The following is an 18,867-nucleotide window of genomic DNA, read 5'->3' on the forward strand; positions in this document are numbered from 1 at the left end:
AGGCGGTCCGGCGGTCCGGCGGCCCGGCGGTCCGGCGGGGCGGCGGTCCGGCGGGGCGGCGGTCCGGCGGGACGGCGGGACGGCGGGGCGGCGGGGCGGTCGGCGAGCCTTCCCGGCGGCGCGCGACCACAACCGGACGCGCCGGGGGGCGTCGACATCTCCGTGGTCACGGCCCCGGGCTCCGGCTGGGGAGGTCTTGTGGAGGTCTTCGCCCGTTGATCAACGACGGGGAGGGCTGGGGTAGCGTCACCGCGCTGTGCGGAGAGGAGCGGGTCCTTGCGCGAGATCACCGTCCCACCCGTCGTCACGGGCTCACCCGTCGGCGGCCTGGCCGACGCCGTCTTCCAGAACGCCCGCGAGGACCCCGGCCGGATCGTGCTCGGCCGCAAGACCGACGGCGTGTGGCAGGACGTGACCGCGGCCGAACTGGCGGCCGAGGTGACGCGCCTGGCCCAGGGGCTCCTCGCGCACGGCATCCGCTTCGGGGACCGGGTCGCGATCATGTCCCGCACCCGGTACGAGTGGTCCCTCTTCGACTTCGCCCTCTGGGCGATCGGCGCCCAGCCCGTCCCCGTCTACCCCACGTCCTCCACCGAGCAGGTGTACTGGATCCTGTACGACTCCGAGTGCACGGCCTGCGTCGTCGAGGACGAGGACCAGGCGATGACCGTGGGCTCGGTCATCGAGCGGCTGCCGCGCCTGCGCCTGCTCTGGCAGCTGGACGCGGGCGCGGTGGACACCCTGGCCGAGGACGGCCGGCAGGTCTCCGAAGACGTCGTGCACCGCCACCGGGGCGCGGTGACGCCCGATGCGACGGCCACCGTGATCTACACCTCGGGGACCACGGGCCGCCCCAAGGGCTGTGTGCTGACCCACGGCAATTTCATGTTCGAGGCCGACACCATGGTCGCCCGCTGGGAGTCCGTGTTCCAGGCCGGGCCCGGAGAACAGCCCTCCACCCTGCTGTTCCTGCCGCTCGCCCACGTCTTCGGGCGGATGGTGGAGGTGGCGGCGGTCCGGTCCGGGGTGAAGCTCGGGCACCAGCCGGTGCTGGCGGCGGCCGAGTTGCTGCCGGACCTCGCCGCGTTCCGCCCGACGTTCGTGCTCGGTGTCCCCTACGTCTTCGAGAAGGTCTTCGCCGCCGCCCGCCGCAAGGCCGAGTCGGAGGGCCGGACCGGGCCCTTCGACCGGGCGGTGGACGTGGCCGTACGGTACGCGGAGGCGCGCGAGCAGAAGGCGTTCGGCATGGGACCCGGGCCCTCGGCCAAGCTGCGCATGGAGCACCAGCTCTTCGAGAAGCTGGTGTACGGGAAGGTGCGAGACGCGCTGGGCGGCCGGGTCCGGCACGCCATGTCCGGCGGTTCCGCCATGTCGCGCCGGCTCGGGCTGTTCTTCGACGGCGCCGGAGTCACGGTGTTCGAGGGGTACGGGCTGACCGAGTCGTGCGCGGCGGCCACCGCGAACCCGCCCGGGGCGACCAAGTACGGGACCGTCGGTCGGCCGATACCCGGCGCCACCGTCCACATCGCCGACGACGGAGAGGTCTGGCTGCACGGAGCCCACGTCTTCTCCGGGTACCTCAACGACCCGCGCGCCACCGAGGCGGTGCTGCACGACGGCTGGCTGGCCACTGGGGACCTGGGGCGCCTCGACGAGGACGGCTACCTCACGATCACCGGGCGCAAGAAGGAGATCCTGGTGACCTCCAACGGCAAGAGCGTCGCGCCGACCGCCCTGGAGGAACGGGTCCGCTCGCATCCGCTCGTCTCGCAGTGCGTGCTCGTGGGCAACGACCGGCCGTACATCGCGGCCCTGCTCACCCTGGACATGGAGGGCGTCGCGCACTGGCTGGCGATGCGCGGGCGCCCGCAGCTGCCGGGGGTGGCGGACCTGGTGCTCGACCCCGATCTGACGGCTGAGGTCCGCCGGGCGGTGGTGGCCGCGAACACCCTGGTCTCGCAGGCCGAGGCGATCCGCACGTTCCGCGTCCTGGCCGAGCAGTTCACCGAGGAGCGGGGTCTTCTGACGCCCTCCCTGAAGCTGAAGCGGCGGGCGATCGAGAAGGCCTACGAGGCGGAAGTGGCGGCCCTCTACGAGTCCTGACCGCATCCGGGAGGGCGGCGGCGACCCCCACCCCCACATCTGACGCACCACATCTGACGCATCGTCACTCCAGTTGGTGATTGTTATTGACGATGCGTCAGGTCACGCACAGAATGCGGGAATTCCGACCGGAGGGGATCCCACACATGTTGCGACCGATCCGCACCTTGGCCGCCGCGGCGGCGACTCTCGCCCTCGTCTCCGCCTGCAACTCCGCCTCCAACGGCTCCTCCGCCGACAAGCCGGGGGCCGCCGGCGACTCCCGCGGGGTGAGCGCGGAGGCGATCAAGGTCGGCGGCATCGTGTCGATGACCAGCGCCAGCGGCTACAGCAAGAAGGACACCGACCTCGGGGCCAAAGCCCGCTACATGAGAGCCAACGCCGAGGGCGGCGTCAACGGACGGAAGATCGACTACATCGGCGCCGAGGACGACGGCCAGGACCCGGCCAAGAACCTGGCCGCGGCCCGCAAGCTCGTCCAGCAGGACAAGGTCTTCGCCGTCTCCCCCATGAGCTCGGTCACCTTCTCCGGCGCCGACTTCCTGGAGCAGGAGAAGGTCCCCACCTTCGGCTGGGGCACGCTCCCCTCCTTCTGCGGCCCCCAGTACATCTACGGGTTCAACGGCTGCCTCGTCCCCACCCCCGGCGGCACCATCAACCAGACCTGGCCCGAGGGCATCGCCACGGTGCTCGGCGGCGCCCAGGGCAAGTCCGTCGCGATCATCGCCAACGACAGCGACGCCGGGAAGTTCGGCGTGCGCACCTTCCAACAGGGCTTCGGCAGTGCCGGGTTCAAGGTCGCCTACGCCAAGGCCTCGGTGCCCGGCACCGCCGTGCCGAGCGACTGGTCGGCCTACGTCAAGGAGATCCTGGAGAGCAACGACGGCAAGGCCCCGGACGCGGTCGTCTCCGTCATGCAGACCCCCAGCAACATCGGCCTGTTCACCTCGCTCAAGCGCAGCGGGTACAAGGGGCTGCTCTCGGACCCGACCGACTACGACCCCGGCCTGCTCGCCAAGGACGCCACGAAGCAGGCCCTCGACGGCGTGCACGTCCTGCTGCAGTTCGAGCCCTTCGAATCGGCCGACCCGAAGATGGCCCGGTTCAAGGCCGACATCAAGGCGGCGTCCGGCGGGCAGGAAGTGCCGCTCAACATGCACATGATGACCGGGTACATGTCCGCCGACCTGTTCGTGTCCATCGCGAAGAAGGCCGGAAAGGACCTGACCGTCAAGTCCTTCCAGGCCGCAGCGCAGGGCTTCTCCGACACCGGCACCCTCGTCGGCGACCGCTCGGAGCCCAAGGGCCAGAAGGACAGCTTCGGCTGCGGCGCACTCGTCCAGCTGAAGAACGGCGCGTACGAGGTCTCCGTACCGTTCAAGTGCCACGAGCCCATCCCCTTCAAGTAGCGGGCCGGGAAACGGCATGGGGGATCTGCTCGCCTTCGTACTGAGCGGTCTGGTGTCCGGCGCCCTGTACGCACTGCTCGCCACCGGGCTGGTGCTGTCGTACTCGGCGTCCGGACTGTTCAACTTCGCGCACGGGGCCACCGCCTACCTGTGCGCTCTCACCTTCTACGAACTGCACTCCGGCCTGGGCTGGCCCGCCGTCCCGGCGGCGCTGCTGGTGGTCCTCGTACTGGCACCCGGGCTCGGGTGGGCACTGGACCGGCTGATGTTCCGGCGGCTCGCGCAGGTCGGCGAGACGGCTCAGATCGTCGCCACCATCGGCCTGCTCGTGGCGCTCCCGGCGGCCGGGCTGTGGGCGGTGGAACTGCTGACGGAGGCGGGCGTACCGCTGGCGCCGGCGGAGAACCAGTTCGGGCTGCCCGGGGTGGGGCCGAGCCCCGCCACGGCCTGGCAGCTCACCGCCGACGTCGGCATCGACTCCGACCAGCTGATCACCTGGGTGGCCACGGCCCTGGTCGCCGTGGCCCTGTGGGTGCTGATGCGGCACACCCGGCTGGGGCTGCGGCTGCGGGCCGCCGTCGACAACCGCTCGCTGACCGAACTGCGCGGGATCGACGCCGACCGGCTCTCGTCGGTGGCGTGGATGATCGCGTCGGGGCTGGCCGGGCTGGCGGGAGTGCTGGCGACACCGCTGCTGGGGCTGTCGGCGCACGACTTCACGCTGTTCCTGTTCGTGTCGGCCACGGCGGCGGTGATCGGGCGGTTCGCCTCCGTCCCGCTCGCGTTCGCGGGCGGGCTGGGGCTGGGCGTGCTGCAGAACCTGGTCGTCGGCTACGCCTCCTTCGCGGACTCCATCACCGGATTCAGGACGGCCGTGCCCTTCCTGATCCTCTTCGGCGGCCTCCTCGTGCTCACCCGGCGCACGCGCGCCGCCGGGACCGCCGCGGTGGACGTGGCCCCGGTGGACCACCTGGCCGGGGCCGCGTGGGGGCGGCGGTGGGGGGTGTGGGCCGCGCTGGGCGCGGCCCTGGGTGTCGCGTTCTACACCGTGACCACGCCGTTCTGGAGCGGGCTCCTCGCCCAAGGGCTCGCGCTGGCGCTGGTGTTCATGTCCTTCACCGTGGTGACCGGACTCGGCGCGATGGTCTCGCTGGCCCAGGGCACCTTCGTGACCGGCGCCGCGCTCGTGGCCGGGCTGCTGATGAGCCACGGCTGGCCGTTCCTCGCCGCGCTGGCGGTCGGGACCTGCGTGGCCGCCGTACTGGGGGCGCTGGTCGCACTGCCCGCGCTACGGCTCGGCGGGCGGTCCCTGGCACTGGCGACGCTGGCGCTGGCGTTCCTGGCGGACCAGGTGCTCTTCCAGATGCGGTGGCTGCGCAACGGGGACTCGGGGTGGTCGGTCCCGCGCCCCGTCCTCGGGCCGGTGGACCTGTCCGACGACCGCGCGCTCGGGGTGGCGCTGGTCGTCCTGGTCGCGGTGGTCGCCGCCGGGCTGAGCGCGCTGCGGAACTCGCCGTCGGGGCGGGCGATGCTCGCCGTACGATCGGCTCCCGCGGCCGCGATGGCCTCCGGGGTGTCCGTACTGCGGACGAAACTGCTGCTGTTCACGCTGTCGGCGGGGCTGGCCGGCTTCGGCGGGGTGATGTACGCCTCGTACAACACCCGGATCACGGCGACCGACTTCACGGCGATGACCGGGCTGGTGTGGCTGGCGGTGGTCGTGGCGGCGGGCGTCCGGCGGCCGCAGTACGCGGTGGTGGCGGGACTGGTCTTCGCCGTCGCCCCACGGGTCATGGCGGACTACGTGACGGATTCGGCGCACCTGCCGGTCATCCTGTTCGGGCTGGCGGGGTTGGCCTTGGCCAATGATCCGGACGGGTATTGCGCGGCCGTTCCGGTGCGGTTGGCGCGGCGGCGGGCGGGGGCCCTGGCCGGTTCCGTGACCGCAGCCGTGACCGCGGCCGGAGCCGGAGCGGGAGTCGGGGCCGGGGCCGGGGCGGGAGTCGGGGCCGGGGCCGGGGCGGGAGTCGGGGCCGGGGCCGGGGCCGAAGCCGTTCCCGCGGCCAGGACTAGCGGCGACGCCGGGGTGGGCCCTGCGGGGCTTTCCCCCACCCCGCCCCTTCCCGAAACCGGGGCTCCGCCCCGGACCCCGGCCCTCAAACGCCGGGCGGGCTGGAACGGCGCCGGCGGGGCTGATTCTCCCGCCCTGGAGCTGCGCGGCGTTGCGGCGGGCTACGACGGCGGGCTCGTGTTGCACGGGGTGGATCTCGTCGTGCGGCGCGGGGAGATCCTGGCGGTGCTCGGACCCAACGGGGCCGGGAAGAGCACCGCTTGCAAGGTGGCGGCCGGAGCGCTGCCCGTCATCGCCGGGAGCGTCCACGTGGACGGGCGGGACGCCACCCGGGACGGCGCGGTGCGGCGCTCCCGCGCCGGGGTGCTGCTGGCGCCCGAAGGACGGGGGGTCTTCCCCGCGCTCACCATCGAGGAGAACCTGGCGCTCTACCTCACGGACCCGGCCGCGCGGGACGCCGTCTACGACCGGTTCCCGCGGCTCCGCGAGCGGCGCTCCGTCGCCGCCGGCGCGCTGTCCGGCGGCGAGCAGCAGATGCTGGCCCTCGCCCCGCTGCTGCAGCGCCCGCCGGAGGTCCTGATCGCGGACGAGCCCTCGCTCGGGCTCGCGCCGCGCGTGGTCGACGAGGTGTACGGGCTGCTCACCGAGCTCCGTGACGCCGGGACCGCGCTGCTGCTGGTGGAGGAGAAGGCGGCCGAGATCCTCGGGATCGCCGACACCGTCGCCTACCTCTCCGAGGGCCGGGTCTCCTGGTGCGGCCCTCGCTCCGAGGTGGAGACGGACCGGTTGACCGAGGCCTACCTGGGGATGGCGACATGACGGCGGAGCCCTATGTCCTGGAGGCTTCCGGGGTCAGTGTCCGCTTCGGCGGGGTGAAGGCGCTGTCCGGCGTCGACGTCGGGGTGCGGGCCGGCGAGGTGTGCGGGCTGATCGGTCCGAACGGGGCCGGGAAGACGACGCTGTTCGACGTGCTGTCCGGTATCCGCCGGCCCGACGAGGGGCGGATGCTGCTCGACGGGGCGGACATCACCCGCCGCTCCCCCGTCTGGCGGGCCCGTCACGGAATGCGCCGGACGTTCCAGCGCCAGCAGTTGTTCGGGCAGCTCAGCGTGGCCGACAACGTCCTCGTCGCGCAGGAGTGGCGGGGCGGTGGCGGGGGTCTCGCCGCCGATCTGGTCGCTTCGCCCGCCCGGCGCCGCCTGGAGCGGGAGCGGCGGGAGCGGGCCGCGCGGATGCTGGCGGACTGCGGCATCGGGGCTCTCGGGGCTTCGTACGCCGGCGGTCTGCCGGTGGGGCGGGCCCGGATGGTGGAACTGGCGCGCGCCGTGGCCGATCCGCCCCGGGTGCTGCTGCTGGACGAGCCCGCTTCGGGCATGTCGGCGCCCGAGCGCGCGCGGCTGGCGCAGGTCGTGCGCCGCCTCGCGGAGGAGGAGGGCTGCGCGGTGCTGCTGGTCGAGCACAACGTCGCCTTCGTGATGGACCTCTGCACCCGCGTGGTCGTCCTGGACCTGGGGAGCGTGCTCGCCGAGGGCACGGCCTGCGAGGTACGGGCCGACGCGCGGGTCCGGGAGGCGTACCTGGGGGCGTAGGCGGCGCCCGGAGGCGTGGTCGGGGGCGTGGTCGGCGCCCGGAGTCGTCGGCCGGGGTTCACCCGTACAGCGGGAATAGGCCACCGCGGGGCCCGGTTGTCGCGGTCGTACGTGTACCCCGTACGACCGCGACGAACCGAGGGAACGACCCGACGTGAACCAGGATCCCCACCAGGTACCCGCCGTCAAGCTCAACAACGGCACGCTCATGCCCCAGCTCGGCTTCGGCGTCTGGCAGATCGCGGACGACGAGGCCCGGCGGGCCGTCGGCTCCGCGCTGGAGGCGGGCTACCGCAGCATCGACACCGCCTCGATCTACGGCAACGAGGCGGGCACCGGCAAGGCAATCGCCGCCTCCGGGGTACCGCGCGAGGAGTTGTTCGTCACCACGAAGCTGTGGAACGGCAAGTCCGAGACCTGGGGCCGGGACAACGTGCTGCGGGAGTTCGACGCCTCGCTCGCCAAGCTCGGACTCGACGAGATCGACCTGTACCTGATCCACTGGCCGCGCCCGATGCGCGACGACTTCGTCGCCATCTGGAAGGCCTTCGAGGAGATCGCGGCGAGCGGCCGCGCCAAGGCCGTCGGTGTGTCCAACTTCCGCCCCGCGGACCTGGAGCGGCTCGGCGCCGAGAGCTCCCTCGTCCCGGCCGTGAACCAGGTCGAGCTGCACCCGCTCCTTCCGCAGGCCGCACTGCGCGCCGTGCACGCGCGCCTCGGCATCGCCACCGAGGCATGGTCCCCGCTCGGCCAGGGCAAGGACCTCCTCACGCTGCCGGCCGTCACCGCGATCGCCGCCAAGCACGGCCGCTCGGCCGCGCAGGTGGTGCTGCGCTGGCACCTGCAGCTGGGGAACATCGTGATCCCGAAGTCCGTGACCCCCTCGCGGATCCGGGAGAACCTGGACGTCTTCGACTTCGAGCTGGACGCGGCCGACATCGCGGCACTGGACGCCCTGGGCGAGGGCGCCTCGGGCCGCCGGATCGGTCCCGACCCGGCCGAGTTCGACTTCTGAGCCGCGTGAGCCCCATGGATCCCGCGGGCCCCGCGCGCCCCGTGGACCCCGAGCCGGCGCGGCGGCGGCCGCCGGACGGCGTGTACCGGATCCGCAACGTCGCCAGCGGGCTGATGCTCCAGGTCGAGAGCGGCAACCGGGTGCGCGTCGGGGCGGACGGCGAACCGGCCGCGTCCCGGCAGTGGGAGATCACGCCGGTCCACAGCGGCGGCGGGATCTTCCACGTGGTCAGCGTGCACAACGGCAAGCGGCTCGACGTCGCGAACGCGTCGACCGAGAGCGGCGCCCGGGTCCAGGTGTGGAAGGCCAATGCCTTCGGGGCGCAGGAGTGGGTCGTCGAGGAGCACCTCGACGACCCGGGTGTCGTCTCGCTGATCGCCGCCATCAGCGGTCTGTCGCTGGAGGCGGACGCGCAGGGCGGCGCCCGCCAGTGCGAGGACGAGGACTCGCCCTCGCAGTGGTGGCGCCTCGAGTCCGTCTGACCGGTCCGCGCGGCGGCCTCAGTCGCGTACGAAGGCCCGCAGCAGGTACTCCGGCTCCGCGCGCGGGATGTCCGGCCCGGGCAGGCTTTCCAGGCGGTCCGCGAGTTCGCGCGGGGTGGCCCCGCGCGGGCGGACCCGTGAGGCGTACCGCCCGGCGAGCAGCGCGGCGGCGCTCCCGCGCGGGGTGCGCCCCTGCCCGTGCCCGGTGAACCGGGCTTCGCCGGCGGGGCGCAGGCCCGCTGCGGCCGCGTAGCCGGTGACGGCCTGCGCGGAGTCGGCGGGGGTGGGGGTCAGGTGCGGGGCGAGCACCTCGTCGATGTCGCTGCCGACGTCGTGGGCGGAGTCCTTGTCGACGGTGGTGACGAACACCCCGCCGGGCCGCAGCACCCGCCCGGCCTCGGCGACCACCGCGGCCGCCACGCCTGGTGCGCGCAGCAGGTGCAGCAGCCAGACCGCGCTCACCGCGTCGAGCGCACCCGTGCGGATCGGGAGCCGCGTCCCGGAGGCGTGGACCACCGGGACGCCCCGGGAGCGGGCCATGGCGGCCATCCCGTGCGAGGCGTCGGCGCCGAGGACGCGCAGGGCGGGGCGGGCGGCGGCTATCCGGGTGGTGACGATGCCGGTGCCGCAGCCGAGGTCGAGCAGGGTCCCGGTGGTGGTAGGGAGCAGCCCGAGTACCCCGGCGGCGGCGGCTTCGGCGCGCGGGACGCCGCCGCGCGTGGCGTCGTAGGCCGCGGCTTCGGCGTCGTAGTCGAGCAGGGGGCGCGCCATCGGCATCAGGCGGCGCCGTGGGCGGGGGCGAGGGACTCGACGCGCTCGGCGAGGGTGAAGTCGGCGTCGGTGACGACGTCTCCGGCGTCGTGCGTGTTCACGCGGAGCCGGACGGTGTTGTAGCCGAGGGTGAGGTCGGAGTGGTGGTTCAGCTCCTCCTGCACCGAGGCGATGTGGGTGACGAGGGCGCTCGCCGCGAAGTGGCTGCCCAGCCGGTAGGTGCGGACGATCCGGTCGTCCTCGAAGGCCCAGCCCGGGAGTTCCCGCAACCGGTCCTCGATCTCCTTCTGCGAAAGCGGCTCTCTCGACATCCGCAGGCTCCTTCCCCGTGTGCGTACGCGTAGCCGTACGCGCGCTGCCGATTGACCTGACGTGAGGTCAAGGTTCCCACAGCGCGGGCCACGGGGAAGGTTTCGCGCCATAGTGCGTGCGGGTACTTCCGAGCCTTCCGTGACCACCGCGCCACCCTTATGCTCCTGCGCCGGACGTGACTGTTACCGCCGGTAATACTGCCGGGCATCGAGGGGACACCATCGTGACGCGCACAGGCAATTCCAGGCGCACGTTCATCGCGGGGGCCGCGGCCACCGCAGGCGCGCTGACCGGCGGCGGAGCCCTCGCGGCTCCCGCCCACGCCGCCCCCGCACCCGCCGCCCCGGCCACTGCCCGCCCGGCGGCCGCCGGCGAGCGCCGCGTCGCCGTCCTCGGCGGCGGGGTCGCCGGCCTCACCGCCGCACACGAGCTGGCCGAACGCGGCTACGCCGTCACCGTGTACGAGCGCCGCGCGCTCGGCGGCAAGGCGCGCAGCATGGACGTCCCCGGCAGCGCGCGCGGCGGCCGCCGCCCCCTCCCGGCCGAGCACGGCTTCCGCTTCATCCCGGGGATCTACCACAACCTGCCCGACACCATGCGGCGCATCCCCTTCCCCGGCAACGCCAACGGCGTCTGGGACAACCTGACCGCCCCGCGCGAGATGATGTTCGCCCGCGCGGCCGGCCGCGAGGACCTGCGCGCGCCCATCCCGTGGCCCGGCCACTCCGCCGCCGACCTGACCCCCGACGAGCTGCGCCGGGCCCTCACCGGCATCCTCCAGTCACTGGTCCGCCTCCCGCTCCACGAGACGGCCTACTTCGTCGACCGCGCGCTCGTCTTCCTCACCAGCTGCGACGAGCGGCGCGACGACACGTGGGAGCGCACCCCCTGGTGGGAGTTCACCCGGGCTGCCCGGATGTCGGCCGAGTACCAGCGCATCCTCGCCATCGGCGTCACGCGCAACATCGTGGCGACCAAGGCCGAGGAGGCCTCCACCCGTACGGTCGGCACGCTCGGCGAGGCCTTCGTCTTCAACCTGCTGGGGCTGGGCGCGGACGGCCCGCCGGACCGCATTTTGAACCTGCCGACCAACGAGGCGTGGATCGACCCGTGGGAGACCCATCTGCGGTCGCTGGGCGTGGAGTTCGAGATCGGCTGGACGGTGCGCGAGGTGCGGTACGGGGACGGCCGCGTGAGCGGGGTCGTCGTCGAGGACCCGGCGGGCGCCGTACGGACCGTCACGGCCGACCACTACGTCAGCGCCCTGCCCGTCGAGCACGCCCGCCGCACCTGGAGCCCCGCGCTGCGGGCCGCCGACCCGATGCTGGGACGCTGCGACAAGCTGGAGACCGACTGGATGACCGGCATCCAGTTCTACCTCACCGAGCGCGCGCCGCTCGTGCACGGTCACCTCAACTGCATCGACTCGGCTTGGTCGTTGACGGCGATCCAGCAGGCCGAGCACTGGACGGCCCGCGACTTCCCAGCCGACTACGGCGACGGAGTGGCCGTGGACTGCCTCTCGGTGGACATCTCCGAATGGGACAAGCCCGGGATCCTCTACGGGAAGACGGCCAAGCAGTGCACGCGCGAGGAGATCGCCCGCGAGGTGTGGGCGCAGCTGAAGGCCTCGCTCAACGACACCGGAAGGACGCTGCTGTCGGACGGGAAGCTGCACTCGTGGTTCCTGGACCCGGGGGTGGACGGGACCGGTACGCCGAACCCCACCAACCAGGACCAGCTGTTGATCCACCCGACCGGCACCTTCCACAACCGGCCGAGCGCGGGCACCCGCGTCCCCAACTTCTTCCTCAGCGGGGACTACGTGTCCGTGGACATCGACCTCGCGACGATGGAGGGCGCCAACGCGTCGGCCCGCGCCGCCGTCAACTCGCTGCTGGACCGCGACGGTTCGAAGGCACCCCGGTGCACGGTCCGGACGCGGTACCGGTCCCCGGCGGTGGAGGCCTTCAAGCGCAACGACCTCTGGCGCTACCGGCTCGGCCTGCGCAACACCTTCGACCTGGGGTGAGCAGCCCTTAAAGTCGAGCCATGACGACTGCGACGGTGGGTGCCCTGCTGCGCACGTGGCGCGAGCGGCGCGGGATCAGCCAGCTGGAGCTGGCGGGCCGCGCCGACTCCTCCTCCCGGCACATCAGTTTCGTGGAGACGGGCCGCTCGCGTCCGAGCGAGGAGATGGTGCTGCGGCTCGCCGACCGGCTGGACGTCCCGGTGCGCGACCGCAACACCCTCCTCCTGGCGGCCGGTTACGCACCCCGGTACGCGCACACGCCGCTCGACGATCCGTCGATGGGGGTGCTGCGCGAGGGACTGGAGCGGCTGCTCACCGGTTACGAGCCGTATCCGGCGCTGGTGGTGGACTCGACGTACGACGTGGTGGCGGCCAACCGGGGCATCATGATGCTGATGGAGGGGCTGCCCGAGCACCTGCTGGCCGGTCCGCTCAACGCGATGCGGCTGACGCTGCACCCGCAGGGCCTCGCGGCGCGCATCCACAACCTGCGCGAATGGCGAGGACACCTGCTGGCCCAGATGGAGCGGCAGATCGCGCTGGTCCGCTCGGCGCCGCTGCGCGCGCTGTACGAGGAAGTGGCCGCCTACCCGGTGCCGGAGCGGCCCGGCGACAGCGAACCGGACGAAGTGGTCCCGTACATCGCGCTGCCCCTGCGGATCGAGCACGACGGGCACCTGCTCTCCTTCGTCTCCTCGATCTCCACCTTCAACACGCCGATGGACGTGACGGTCGCCGAGCTGGCCATCGAGACGCTGCTGCCTGCGGACCCGGCGACGGCGAAGTACCTGCGGTCAACGGCGCCCTGAGCCGGCGCGCAGCGCGAGCTGCTGCAGGAGCGCGAAGGAGGCGACGACGAGCGCCTGCGCCGGGATCCACACCGCCCCGGCTGTGGTGGGGGTGAACCAGACGACGACGGCGACCAGGCTGAGCGCGGCCCAGGCGTAGTTGGCCTCGATGACGAGCTTCACCGGGAAGGCCGCGGGCTGCCGCCGCGAGGCCAGCCGCCCGACCCCCGCGCCGTAGAGCACCAGGAGCAGGCCGAGCTCCAGCAGCAGGCCCTGTCCGACGCCGAGCAGCCGGCCGAGCGGGGCGGAGAAGGCGGCGTAGGCGAGGCCGTTGCCCGCGGTGACGACGGCGTCGACGGCGAGCACGCGGCGCAGCGCGGCCCGCGGGACGGCGGTGCGGGCTACGGCGGTGAGCAGGGTTGCGGACATGGCGGATCAGCCTCCGTCGAGGATCGAATGTGCTGGTGGCGTACGGGTGACCCGGGTTCCGGAGCCGAGTGCGCGGCTCCGGAACCCGATGGCTCCACTGTGCCGCCGGGCCCGGGGCGGGTCGATTACCTCCGGGGTCATGCCCGTCGGCCTGGCCAGGTGTCCCCACCTTCTTTGAGACGGACGGAAAGAAAGGTTGCGGGCCGACCTGTTCCGCCACGGAACCGGGGGCTAGGCTTCACGCAGAGCAACCAGATCGAACCTTCTCTCTACTGACGGAGAAACACCCGGTGCGAGCCGCCGCCCGACCCGACCTCAACGCGGCCCGGGGCCGCGTCGTCGCGCTGGCGGAGCGGCGCGGCCAGGACCCGGAACAAGTACTGGCCGTGGAGCGGCTCAGCCACCTGTCCGGGGTCGAACCGGCGCGCATCCCCCGGGTGCTGGCCGGCACCGCCGCCGAACTGCCCCTGTGCGAGCGCGTGCACCAGCGTTTCCTGCGGCTGCGCGCCACCCGCCTCGACAAGCACGGCCGCGAGTGGCCGCTCGCCGCCATCGCCGAGGACTTCGACGCCCCCGGCGCCTCCCTCGGACCGCTCAACGCGGGCACCGGCCTGCCCCGGCTCGGCCACGCGGCCGGCGTACAGCGGTTCTTCGGGGTCTACGCCGGCTTCCTCCTGGCCGACAGCAAGAGCGCCGTGGCGCGGGCCCTCGCCCTGACGGAGCCCGGGCCCGGCCCCGGCTCCGGGCCCGGCTCCGGAGACCTCGAACGCCTCTCGTACCTCACCGGCATCAGCCCGCAGGCCGTCCGGCTCACCCTCGACGGGAACCCGCCCCGGCTCCCGCTGAAGGAGCAGGTGCGCAGCCGGTTCGAGCACTTGCGCCGCACCCGCCCCCGGGAGGACGGGCAGACCCACTCGCTCTCCGCCATCGCCGGGTCCTTCGACGCGTCGGGCCAGTCGCTGACCCGCCTCGCCCAGGGCGAGGGACTGCCCAACCTCGCGGCGGCCGCCGGGATCCAGCGCTTCTACGGCGTCGAGAGCGGCTTCCTGCTGGCCGACGACGCCGAGGCGCTGGCCGCCGCCCTCACCGGGATCGAACGCGAACTGGAGGCCGCGGAGCGGCCCGCCGAGAACCCGATGCTCGCCGTGATGCGGGCGCACGACGTGCGCAGCATCGTCACCCGGGCGGGCCGGCTCTCTCCGGCCGGCTGGAAGTCGCTGGCCGACCACCTGGACGATCTGCTCGCGCGGGAGGGACAGCTCGGCAGCCCGGCCGCGCGCCGCGCGGACGACCGCGGAACCGCCGGCCCGCGGACCGGAGCCGCCGCGGCAGCCGACCGCACCGACCACGCAGGAACCGCCGAGGGGGAAGCACGATGAGGACCACACGGGCCATGCGCAGGCTCGGCGACGATCTGACGGCGGCCGCGGACCTGACACCGCCCGCCGGGGCCGCCGAGATCATCGGGGCCCTCTGCGCCGCCTACGGGCGCGTGCGCGGCGGGCGCCCGGTCGAGTTCCGTTTCGCCTCCTTCCCTCCCGACACGGCCAGCGGGCTGTGGCTCGGGCTGGAGGAGCGCGACCTCCTCGTCATCGAGGAACGCACCCGGCCCGAGCACCAGCTCGTCATCGCCTGCCACGAGCTCTGGCACGTGGACGAGGGCGCCTGCGACCGCCACGGCCCGGGCATGGCCGTGGCCGCGCGGCTGACGGGCCGCCACGGCGGCCTCTCGGGGCTGCTGAGCTCCGACCGGGGGCTGGGCTCCGTCGTCCGGCAGGCGGCCGCCCGTGCCGACCGGGAAGATCCGGCGGAGGTCCGGGCGGAGACCTTCGGACTGCACCTCGGCAAGATCCTCAAGGCGTTCCTCCCACCACCCCGGGAGGAACAGGTCCCCGAAGCGATCGAACGGATCAAGAGCTCGTTCGGCTGGGGACGTTGAGCGCGGCCCCGGTGACCACACCCGGCGGCTGACCACCGCTTCCCCCGCCGACGCACCTCCTCCGCCGATGCGTCTTCGCACGGCCTGACAGAGAGCACCACACGATGCCCCAGTCTTCCCCGCCCCGGCACGCCGTCGTCATCGGCGGCAGTTTGTCCGGCCTGCTCGCGGCAGCCGTCCTCGCCGAGCACGCGACGGTCACGATCATCGAGGCGGACACCCTGCCGGCCGGCCCCGAGCCGCGCCGAGGACTCCCCCAGGCCCGGCACACCCACCTCCTGTGGTCGGGCGGCGCGCGCGCCATCGAGGCGATCCTGCCCGGCATCACCGACGACTGGACGGCCGCCGGCGCGTTCCGCCGCAGCCTGCCCACCGACCTGGTCACCAAGACCGCCCAGGGCTGGCTGCCGCGCCACGGCGAGATGCAGTTCAACATCTCCTGCAGCCGCGACCTGCTCGACTCGGTGATCCGCTCCCGCGTCATCGGCCTGGCCGGTGTCACCACCCTCCAGCAGAGCCGCGTCCGAGGGCTGGAGGGCACGGCCGACCGGATCACCGGTGTCCGGGTGGACACCGGCGGGGAAGAGAACCGCCTGGTCACCGCCGACCTCGTGGTCGACGCCAGCGGCCGCGGCTCGCGGGCCCGCACCTGGCTGGAGGCGCTCGGCGTCAGCGACCTCAAGGAGGCCGGGGTGGACTCCGGGCTCGTGTACGCGACGCGCATCTTCGAGGCGCCCGAGGGCGCCCACGCCATGGGCTTCCCCATCGTCAACGTGCAGTCCGACCCCCGGGTGGCCGTACCCGGCCGGACCGCGACCATCGTCCCGATCGAGGACGGCCGCTGGCAGGCCACCCTGTCCGGCACCCGCGGCGGCCAGCCCACCGCCGACCCGGAGGCCTTCATCCCGTTCGCCAAGGGGGTCCGCGACCCCATCGTCGGCGAACTCCTCGAAGGCAAGAAGCCGCTGACCGGCGTCTCCGTCACCCAGGGCACCGCCAACCGCCGGATCTTCTTCGAGAAGGCCGACCTCCCGGACGGCTTCTTCGCCGTCGGTGACTCGGTCGCCACCTTCAACCCGCTCTACGGCCAGGGCATGACGGTCGCCGCCCAGGGCCTGCTGGCCGTCCGCACGCTGCTGCGCGCCAAGGGCCTGTCGCACCCCGCCATCGGCCGCGAGGCACAGCGGGCCATCGCCCCGCAGGTGGCCGTCGCCTGGGACCTCGCCACCTCGCAGGACATCCTGTACCCGGGCGCCACCGGCATGAAGCCGCGCGCCGGAGCGGGCCTGCTGAACGGCTACGTCGACCGGCTGATGACCGGCGCCACCACCAAGGCGTCGCTCACCGCCGCCCTGCTCCAGGTCATCACCATGAACCAGGCGCCCACGTACTGGGTCCGCCCCGGCGTGGTCTGGGAGGTGCTGCGCGCCTCCCGCCGCGGCGCCCTGAAGGCGGCGCCGCTGACGGCCGCCGAGCGGACGGTCGCGGGCCTCGACCAGGACGGCCCGGCCGCGCCCGCGGCCCCCGCCGGAGTCACCGAAGCACCCGAGGTACCGCAGGCCTCGGAAGCGGCGGAAGCCGTGGAAGTCGCCGAGGGTTCCGCGGACCCCGCCGACCCCGTCGGACAGGCGCGATGATCGAAAGCCTCGTCCTCTACGTGCCGGGCGTGGTGATCGCCGCGGCACTGATCGTCAAGGCGCCGAGGTTACGGCGGGGCTGGGACCAGCCGCTCATGCGCGCCGTGTGCACGCTCCTCGTCGTGGGCTCGCTCGCCGTGTTCCTCTCGGCGCCCCCGACCATCGTCGCGGTCAACAGGCTCACCGGCGTCGTCAACTTCTCGGCCCCGCTGGTGTACAGCCTGCTCACCGCCTTCTCCGGCTCCTGCATCGTGCTCATCCTGCACTGGAGCGGCCCCCCGAGCCCGGGCGTGCGCCGGGCGACCCGCCTGACCGTGGCGGCGTACGGAGCCGTGACCGTGGCGATCGTCGTCCTCTTCGCGTTGGGGGAGGCGCCGGTCGAGCGGCTGCGGGACATGGACACGTACTACGCCGACACGCCCTGGCTGCGCGAGATGATCATCTGCTACCTGTCGGCGCACACCGTGGGCAGCACCGCGCTCACGGTGCTGTGCTGGAAGTGGCTGCGCCGCCTGGACCCGTCGATGCGCCCGTTGCGCACGGGGCTCGCCGTGCTGATGTCCGGGGGCGTCTTCGACCTGGCCTTCCTCGTCGTGAAGTGGACGGCGATGGCCGCGCACTGGAGCGGCGGCGACCTGGACTACCTCTCCACCTATGTGGCACCACCGCTGGGGGCCGCCGCGGCCCTGCTGGTCGGGGCCGGGTTCATCGTGCCGCTGGTCGGCGGTTCGGCGCCCTGGCGGGACTACAGCCGCTACCGGCGGCTGCGCCCGCTGTGGGCGGCGCTGCGCGGCTTCTCCCCGTGCGGCATGCGGCCCGTCCCGCTGACCTGGTGGTCGCCGGTCGGGATCCGGCTGATCCACCGCGAATCGGTGATCGACGACGGCATCCTCGCGCTCGTGTACTGGTTCGACCCCGCCGTGCGCGAGGAGGCGTACGGAGCCGCGCGCGCCCAGGGCCGGACCGAGGAGGAAGCCGTCCTGGTGGCGGACGCGGCCATGCTCGCGGCGGCCTGCCAGCGCCGGGCGGCGGCCGACCGCGCGGGCGCCGGCACCGACGGCGCCGGACCCGCTTGCGCGGGCCCGTACCGCTTGGACTCCCGGCCGCTCACCGAGCTGGCCCGGGAGTTCCACGCCTCCCCGATCGTGGCCGAGGCCCGCCGCCAGGCCGCGGGCGTCTGACCGGGGCCCGCGGGACCGTCCGGCCCGGTCAGAGGTCCGCGAGTGCCAGACCGGCCTGTGCGGCGGCCGCCTGGACGGTCTGCTCCAGCAGCACCGCGATGGTCATCGGGCCGACGCCGCCCGGTACGGGGGTGATCAGCGAGGCACGGGCGGCGGCCGACTCGAAGTGGACGTCGCCGACGTTGCCCTCGTTGTACCCGGCGTCCAGGACCACGGCGCCCGGCTTGATGTCCTCGCCCCGGATGAACTCGGCCTTGCCGACGGCGGCGACGAGCACGTCCGCCTGGCGGACGATGGACGGGAGGTCCACGGTGCGCGAGTGGCAGTAGGTGACGGTGGCGTTCTGCTCCAGGAGCAGCATCCCGGCGGGCTTGCCCAGGATCGCGCTGCGGCCGACGACCACGGCGTGCTTGCCGGTCAGGTCCACGTCATAGGCCTCCAGCAGGCGCATGATGCCGCCGGGGGTGCAGGAGACGAAGCCCGGCAGTCCGAAGCCCATGGCGGCGAAGGAGTGCATGGTGACCCCGTCGACGTCCTTGCCCGGGGCGATGGCCTCGAAGGCGGCGCGCTCGTCGATGTGGTGCGGGACGGGGTGCTGGAGCAGGATCCCGCTGATCTCCGGGTCCTCGGAGAGCGCGGTGAGTGTGGCGACCAGTTCTCCGGTGGTCGTCGCGGCCGGCAGCTCCACGTGGCGGGAGGTGATCCCGGCCTTGGCGCAGCGGTTCTGCTTCATGCGCACGTAGGTGACGGACGCGGGGTCCTCACCGACCAGCACGGTCGCCAGACAGGGCGCGGTGCCCGTGCGCTCGGTGATCTTCGCGGCGTAGTCGGCGGTCTGCTCCGAGATGCGGCGGGCGAGGGCGGTGCCGTCCATCAGCCGGGCGGTCCGCCCCGCAGGGGACTGGTCGCTCTGGGCGCCGGGAACGGTCTGGGCAGTCGTCATGGGGTCTCCTGAGCGTCGCTGCGGGATCGCGGTTCGCCCAGGCGCGCGGCAGTCGACGTACGGAGGTACGCCGGGCCGCTCCCCGGTGGTGATCCACCCGAACGCCAGTCACGGCCCGCCGCCCAGTGTAGGCGACCCCCGGAGCTCCCGGAGGGGGCCCCGGCTC

General features: G+C 73.4%; 16 protein-coding genes and 1 riboswitch. Of the genes, 12 read left to right on the forward strand and 4 right to left on the reverse strand.

The window, feature by feature from the left end:
• The first annotated feature begins 276 nt into the window (after nt 1-276).
• From ACFWBY_RS34695 to ACFWBY_RS34720, 6 genes are all read left to right on the forward strand, one after another.
• The gene (locus ACFWBY_RS34695) at nt 277-2,103 is read left to right on the forward strand and encodes an AMP-dependent synthetase/ligase (protein WP_385335701.1); all 1,827 of its coding nucleotides are present in this window, start codon (nt 277-279) and stop codon (nt 2,101-2,103) included.
• A gap of 146 nt (nt 2,104-2,249) precedes the next feature.
• Complete coding sequence (locus ACFWBY_RS34700) at nt 2,250-3,512, forward strand: ABC transporter substrate-binding protein (protein WP_385335703.1); 1,263 nt, start codon at nt 2,250-2,252, stop codon at nt 3,510-3,512.
• A 16-nt stretch (nt 3,513-3,528) separates the two neighbouring features.
• On the forward strand, nt 3,529-6,402 hold the full coding sequence (locus ACFWBY_RS34705) for an ATP-binding cassette domain-containing protein (RefSeq protein ID WP_385335705.1): 2,874 nt from the start codon (nt 3,529-3,531) through the stop codon (nt 6,400-6,402).
• Nucleotides 6,399-7,172, forward strand: a complete 774-nt coding sequence (locus ACFWBY_RS34710; protein WP_385335707.1) for an ABC transporter ATP-binding protein — start codon at nt 6,399-6,401, stop codon at nt 7,170-7,172. Before ACFWBY_RS34705 ends, ACFWBY_RS34710 begins: the two co-directional genes overlap by 4 nt.
• 208 nt (nt 7,173-7,380) lie before the next feature.
• A complete protein-coding gene (locus ACFWBY_RS34715) occupies nt 7,381-8,187 on the forward strand; it encodes an aldo/keto reductase (protein WP_385335786.1) in 807 nt (268 codons plus the stop codon).
• 14 nt (nt 8,188-8,201) lie between these two features.
• The gene (locus tag ACFWBY_RS34720) at nt 8,202-8,669 is read left to right on the forward strand and encodes an RICIN domain-containing protein (RefSeq protein ID WP_385335788.1); all 468 of its coding nucleotides are present in this window, start codon (nt 8,202-8,204) and stop codon (nt 8,667-8,669) included.
• A gap of 18 nt (nt 8,670-8,687) precedes the next feature.
• Here ACFWBY_RS34720 and ACFWBY_RS34725 read toward each other — a convergent pair whose 3' ends face one another.
• Together ACFWBY_RS34725 and ACFWBY_RS34730 are read right to left on the reverse strand one after the other, a co-directional pair.
• On the reverse strand, nt 8,688-9,428 hold the full coding sequence (locus tag ACFWBY_RS34725; protein WP_385335790.1) for a class I SAM-dependent methyltransferase: 741 nt from the start codon (nt 9,426-9,428) through the stop codon (nt 8,688-8,690).
• Nucleotides 9,429-9,445: 17 nt separating this feature from the next.
• On the reverse strand, nt 9,446-9,751 hold the full coding sequence (locus ACFWBY_RS34730) for a 4a-hydroxytetrahydrobiopterin dehydratase (RefSeq protein WP_385335709.1): 306 nt from the start codon (nt 9,749-9,751) through the stop codon (nt 9,446-9,448).
• A gap of 224 nt (nt 9,752-9,975) precedes the next feature.
• Between ACFWBY_RS34730 and ACFWBY_RS34735 the strand changes: the two genes are divergently transcribed.
• Both ACFWBY_RS34735 and ACFWBY_RS34740 read left to right on the forward strand, forming a co-directional pair.
• Complete coding sequence (locus ACFWBY_RS34735; RefSeq protein WP_385335711.1) at nt 9,976-11,784, forward strand: FAD-dependent oxidoreductase; 1,809 nt, start codon at nt 9,976-9,978, stop codon at nt 11,782-11,784.
• 20 nt (nt 11,785-11,804) lie between these two features.
• Nucleotides 11,805-12,593 (forward strand): helix-turn-helix domain-containing protein, encoded by a 789-nt coding sequence (locus tag ACFWBY_RS34740; protein WP_385335713.1) that lies wholly within the window; start codon nt 11,805-11,807, stop codon nt 12,591-12,593.
• Here the strand turns inward: ACFWBY_RS34740 and ACFWBY_RS34745 are convergent.
• Nucleotides 12,579-13,001 carry a hypothetical protein gene (locus ACFWBY_RS34745; protein ID WP_385335715.1) on the reverse strand — a complete coding sequence of 141 codons (423 nt, stop codon included), beginning with the start codon at nt 12,999-13,001 and terminating at the stop codon, nt 12,579-12,581. The genes ACFWBY_RS34740 and ACFWBY_RS34745 overlap by 15 nt on opposite strands.
• 290 nt (nt 13,002-13,291) lie before the next feature.
• Here ACFWBY_RS34745 and ACFWBY_RS34750 point away from each other — a divergent pair, with 290 nt between their 5' ends.
• The 4 genes from ACFWBY_RS34750 to ACFWBY_RS34765 all read left to right on the forward strand — a co-directional run bounded on the left by ACFWBY_RS34750 (nt 13,292) and on the right by ACFWBY_RS34765 (nt 17,758).
• Nucleotides 13,292-14,380 carry a hypothetical protein gene (locus ACFWBY_RS34750; protein ID WP_385335717.1) on the forward strand — a complete coding sequence of 363 codons (1,089 nt, stop codon included), beginning with the start codon at nt 13,292-13,294 and terminating at the stop codon, nt 14,378-14,380.
• Nucleotides 14,377-14,940: a toxin-antitoxin system, toxin component gene (locus ACFWBY_RS34755; protein WP_385335719.1), complete on the forward strand. Its 564-nt coding sequence runs from the start codon at nt 14,377-14,379 to the stop codon at nt 14,938-14,940. Before ACFWBY_RS34750 ends, ACFWBY_RS34755 begins: the two co-directional genes overlap by 4 nt.
• A 104-nt stretch (nt 14,941-15,044) precedes the next feature.
• Entirely contained in the window at nt 15,045-16,577 is a 1,533-nt protein-coding gene (locus tag ACFWBY_RS34760) for an NAD(P)/FAD-dependent oxidoreductase (protein WP_385335721.1), read from the forward strand.
• Entirely contained in the window at nt 16,574-17,758 is a 1,185-nt protein-coding gene (locus tag ACFWBY_RS34765; RefSeq protein ID WP_385335723.1) for an MAB_1171c family putative transporter, read from the forward strand. Before ACFWBY_RS34760 ends, ACFWBY_RS34765 begins: the two co-directional genes overlap by 4 nt.
• 28 nt (nt 17,759-17,786) lie before the next feature.
• Here ACFWBY_RS34765 and ACFWBY_RS34770 read toward each other — a convergent pair whose 3' ends face one another.
• Complete coding sequence (locus ACFWBY_RS34770) at nt 17,787-18,701, reverse strand: bifunctional 5,10-methylenetetrahydrofolate dehydrogenase/5,10-methenyltetrahydrofolate cyclohydrolase (protein WP_385335725.1); 915 nt, start codon at nt 18,699-18,701, stop codon at nt 17,787-17,789.
• Nucleotides 18,702-18,729: 28 nt separating this feature from the next.
• Nucleotides 18,730-18,823, reverse strand: a riboswitch (ZMP/ZTP riboswitch).
• Nucleotides 18,824-18,867 lie beyond the last annotated feature (44 nt).

Origin of the sequence: Streptomyces sp. NPDC060049 (assembly GCF_042736715.1) — a bacterium.
GTDB lineage: Bacteria > Actinomycetota > Actinomycetes > Streptomycetales > Streptomycetaceae > Streptomyces.

Coding starts and splice junctions, on each gene's coding strand:
- ACFWBY_RS34700 (WP_385335703.1), top strand. CDS start 2,250: ATGTTGCGACCGATCCGCACCTTGGCCGCCGCGGCGGCGACTCTCGCC.
- ACFWBY_RS34705 (WP_385335705.1), top strand. CDS start 3,529: ATGGGGGATCTGCTCGCCTTCGTACTGAGCGGTCTGGTGTCCGGCGCC.
- ACFWBY_RS34710 (WP_385335707.1), top strand. CDS start 6,399: ATGACGGCGGAGCCCTATGTCCTGGAGGCTTCCGGGGTCAGTGTCCGC.
- ACFWBY_RS34715 (WP_385335786.1), top strand. CDS start 7,381: ATGCCCCAGCTCGGCTTCGGCGTCTGGCAGATCGCGGACGACGAGGCC.
- ACFWBY_RS34720 (WP_385335788.1), top strand. CDS start 8,202: ATGGATCCCGCGGGCCCCGCGCGCCCCGTGGACCCCGAGCCGGCGCGG.
- ACFWBY_RS34730 (WP_385335709.1), bottom strand. CDS start 9,751: ATGTCGAGAGAGCCGCTTTCGCAGAAGGAGATCGAGGACCGGTTGCGG.
- ACFWBY_RS34740 (WP_385335713.1), top strand. CDS start 11,805: ATGACGACTGCGACGGTGGGTGCCCTGCTGCGCACGTGGCGCGAGCGG.
- ACFWBY_RS34745 (WP_385335715.1), bottom strand. CDS start 13,001: ATGTCCGCAACCCTGCTCACCGCCGTAGCCCGCACCGCCGTCCCGCGG.
- ACFWBY_RS34755 (WP_385335719.1), top strand. CDS start 14,377: ATGAGGACCACACGGGCCATGCGCAGGCTCGGCGACGATCTGACGGCG.
- ACFWBY_RS34760 (WP_385335721.1), top strand. CDS start 15,045: ATGCCCCAGTCTTCCCCGCCCCGGCACGCCGTCGTCATCGGCGGCAGT.
- ACFWBY_RS34765 (WP_385335723.1), top strand. CDS start 16,574: ATGATCGAAAGCCTCGTCCTCTACGTGCCGGGCGTGGTGATCGCCGCG.
- ACFWBY_RS34770 (WP_385335725.1), bottom strand. CDS start 18,701: ATGACGACTGCCCAGACCGTTCCCGGCGCCCAGAGCGACCAGTCCCCT.